Genomic DNA, 3,765 nt, shown 5'->3' with positions numbered 1-3,765 from the left:
GGGTCGGTCGGGGTGGCCTGCCCGTACGTCGCGGCCTGGCCGGGTGCGGTGGCCTGCCCGGCCGGGCCCAGGGGCGAGTCGGCGGGGCCAGACCGACGGCGACGCAGAGGCATCTGCCGATCGTCGCACGCCCCCGTCACACGGGCGCGCGCTGACCCGAGCGGAGCGCCGTCCGAGTGTCAGTGCCCTTCACTATAATCGAACACATGTTCGACGAGGGTGCTGGGGAGCGGCGGTCGCCTACGGGCGGATCCGCGAGTCGAGCGAGCGCTCCGCGGCTTGCGCAGGAGCGCAGGCGCACGGCTCCCGCACCGGCGATCGAGGACGGAGTCCCGAGCCTGGGCAGTGGTGCGGGTTCCGCCGAGGCCCTGGCCGCGATGCTCCCCGGCCCAGCCCTCGCCGCGCTCCTCGACCAGCTCGGCCACCTGCCCGTTCTGGGAGACCGTGCGGACGTGCTGGCATCCGGCCACCCAGACGCGCCGACAGCGGACACCGAGTACGACGACGCGGCCCTCGTCGAAGAGGTCGCGGCATGGCAACGGCTGGTGGCCTGGGCGTCGGCCGGTGCGGCACGTGCTGCTGCGCGGCTCGCGGACCGGCCGTCCATGAACCCCGTGTGGCCGGACTCCGCGGGCACCGTCAGCGAGCTCAACGTCGCGGGGGAGGAGCTCGCGATGCGGCTCGGGTGCTCCCGGCTCGCCGCCCGTGCGCTGGTGCGGGACGGTCGTGCCTTTGACGGAGCCCTCGCGCCCGCCGGCGCGGCCCTCGAGTGCGGCGAGATCGACCTGGCTCGGGCCAGGGTCCTCGTCCGAGCCCTCGACGAGGCGCCGGTCCCCCTCGCCCTCGACGTCCAGGACGCCGTGCTCCCGCGCGCTCGACGCCGCACGTGCACCCAGCTGGGGCGTGACGTCGAGCGGGCCCTGATCTCCCTCGACCCTGAGGGGGCGCACCGGCGGCATCTCGCCGCGGCCCGAGGTCGGCGCCTCGACCGGCCACGGGCCCTCCCGCACGGGATGGCCTCGGTGACAGCAGTCCTGCCCGCCCAGGACGCCGTCCGCCTCGACGCAGGCATCGACCACCTGGCCCGCTCGGCCCGCGCCGCTGGCGACCCCCGCACCCTCGACCAGCTCCGAGCCGACGTCCTCGTCGACCTCACCGTGGGGGAGCTGAGCGACGAGGGAGGTGCACGAGACGTGGCCGTCGCCGTAGCCGTCGCCGGTGACCTTCGCGTCAAGGGCCGGGCAGCAGCGGATGTCTGTTCAGGGGCCGCTGCCGCGGGAGCGCGATCGCGACGCCCCTCCCGCCCCCGGGCCCAGATCCGCGTGACGATCCCGTTCTCGAGCCTCCTCGGGACGGGCGGTGAGCCCGCCGAACTTGCTGGCTACGGGCCGATCACCGCGGAGGTCGCCCAGGCGCTCGCCCGGGGTGGGACCTGGAGGCGCATCGTCACCGACCCGGTCACCGACGCCGTCCTGGACGTCGGGCGCACCCGATACCGACCACCGGCCGACCTCGCCGAGCACGTGCGCGCGCGCGACGGCGCCTGCGTGCGGCCCGGGTGCAGCACCCCGGCCGACAGCTGCGACCTCGACCACACCGTCGAGTTCGGACGCGACGGCGGGACCACCTCCCGCGACAACCTGGCGCCGCTGTGCCCGCGCGACCACGCGATCAAGACCGACGGCGGCTTCCGGCTCACCCAGCTCGCACCCGGCGTCTTCGAATGGCTCACCCCAGCCGGTCTGCGCTACCGCGTCGAGCCAGGACGGGAAGACGCCGAGCTCGCCGCGGCGCTCCCACCGCCGCCGTTCTAGCTGGTCCGCTGGTCTAGCTGGTCGGGGTGACCTAGCTGGTCGGGCTGATCCAGCTGGTCGGGGTGATCTAGCTGTTCGGGCTGGTCTTGCTGTTCGGGCTGATCCAGCTAGCCCGGCCGAGCGCGAGGTCCGGCCAGGCGCCGACCGCCCCAGGCGCCGACCGCCTCGCGGGGCGTGGAGACCAGCCCCGTAGCGGTGCGCTGCATGCTCGTGCGTCCGGCTACCCGGCCCCCTCGTGCCGGTACACCACGAGCGCGACGTCGTCCTCGGACCCGGACGGGACGAGGGCGCGCAGCAGGCCGTCGGCGATCGCGTCGACCGACTCCTCCTGCGCGAGGGGCCTCAGCGCCTCAGCGAGGCGCTCGATGCCCTCGCTGAGCATCTCGCGGCGGCGCTCGACCAGACCATCGGTGTACAGCACGACCAGGTCACCGTCCTGCAGCTCGACGACAGCCTCGCGCCGCTCGTCCCCGGCCACCGCCAGCGGGGTGCTCCCCGCCTCGCGCAACCACCGCGCCTCGCCGTCGCGCAGCAGGAGCGGGGGGACGTGCCCCGCGCGGGAGAACGTCAGTGTCCCCGCCACCCGGTCGATCAGGCCGCAGAACACCGTCGCGCACTCCGCCCCGGGCAGCCGCCGCGCGAAGTGATCCAGCCCGACCAGCGCTGCCTCCGGGCTGTTGCCCTCCAGGAGCAGGGTGCGGCTCGCCGTCCTGAGCTGCCCCATGACCGCCGCCGCGCCGAGCCCATGACCCACGCAGTCCCCGACGACGAGGGCACGGCGCCCCGTGGACACCTCCACGACGTCGTACCAGTCCCCGCCCACCGCGAGGTTGCCCATGGCGGGCTGGTAGCGGGTCGCGAGCCCGGCGACGGCCTCACCGCGGGGCAGGATCGACTGCTGCAGCGCGTCGCTCACCGCCCGCAGGTCGCCCACCTCACGCACGTACCGCAGGGTGGTGCTCAGCGCGGTCCCGACGGTCGAGGCGAGCAGGTCGAAGAACGCCCGGTACCCCGCGTCGAACACCCGCTGCGCGCTCGCCTCGAGCACCAGCACCCCCGCGGTCTGCTCTCCCACGGTGATGAGCGGGACGACGACGGTGTGGTCCACCTCCGCCGGCCGGCCGGATGCCGCGACGTCCCGCACCAAAGTCATGCTGGCGGCCGCGACGTCGTCGGCCGGGCGGGTCGAGGCCAGCAGGTACGTCTGCCCCGGACCGGTGGTCAGGTAGAGGTCCATGGCGGTGACGTCGGCCCGCCCGGCACTCAGCACGTCGGCCGTGGCCCGCCCGATGCCCGCCAGGTCCCCGGCGTGGCGCTGCAACGTCTCGGAGAGGTCAGCCAGAAGGCGCATGCGGCGGCGCTCGAGGACGTACTCGGTGGTCTCGGTCGCGATGTCCAGCACGCCGCGCACCACGCCGTCGTCGTCCCTCAGGGGGCTGTAGGAGTACGTGAAGTACGCCTCCTCGACGTAGCCGTTGCGCTCCATCAGCAGCAGCTGGTTCTCGTGCCACGTCGGCCGGCCCGTGTCGAACACGTGCTGGAAGGACGGCTCGAGCTTGGGCCAGATCTCCGGCCAGATGTCCCGCACGCGTGCGCCCATGGCCTGGGGGTGCTTGTCCCGGCCGAGGATCTCGCGGTACGCGTCGTTGTAGATCTTGATCAGCTCAGGGCCCCACGTGACCAGCACGGGGAAGCGGGTGCTGAAGCAGATCTCCACCGCCACGCGCAGGGATGTCGGCCAGGTGTCCGGGTGGCCGATCGAGGTCGCCGCCCAGTCGATCGACCTGGCCAGTGCACCGGTGGGGGTGTCGCCCGTCGCGCGGGTCAGCCAGGTGTCGCTCACCGGGAGAGCGTAGCCAGCGGTCGGTCCCACGGACCTGAGCCGTGCGCGCCGCTCGGCGTGGCGGCCACCAGCGCGCGGGTCGCCGGGCCTCCGGCCGCACCCGCGCAG

At 74.2% G+C, this 3,765-nt stretch carries 2 protein-coding genes; one reads left to right on the top strand and one right to left on the bottom strand.

What is annotated here, in order from left to right:
* Positions 1–377: 377 nt before the first annotated feature.
* Positions 378–1,814, top strand: coding sequence for an HNH endonuclease signature motif containing protein (locus L0B03_RS15120; protein ID WP_250447283.1), 1,437 nt, complete (start codon positions 378–380; stop codon positions 1,812–1,814).
* A gap of 220 nt (positions 1,815–2,034) precedes the next feature.
* On the opposite strand, the gene L0B03_RS15115 is transcribed toward L0B03_RS15120, so the two are convergent.
* Positions 2,035–3,657: a SpoIIE family protein phosphatase gene (locus L0B03_RS15115; protein WP_250447281.1), complete on the bottom strand. Its 1,623-nt coding sequence runs from the start codon at positions 3,655–3,657 to the stop codon at positions 2,035–2,037.
* Between the last annotated feature and the right edge of the window lie 108 nt (positions 3,658–3,765).

The organism is Actinotalea sp. C106 (genome assembly GCF_023630195.1).
Classification (GTDB): domain Bacteria; phylum Actinomycetota; class Actinomycetes; order Actinomycetales; family Cellulomonadaceae; genus Actinotalea.
Note: the sequence above shows the minus strand (reverse complement) of the source record. Positions and strands in the feature narration are given on the sequence as shown.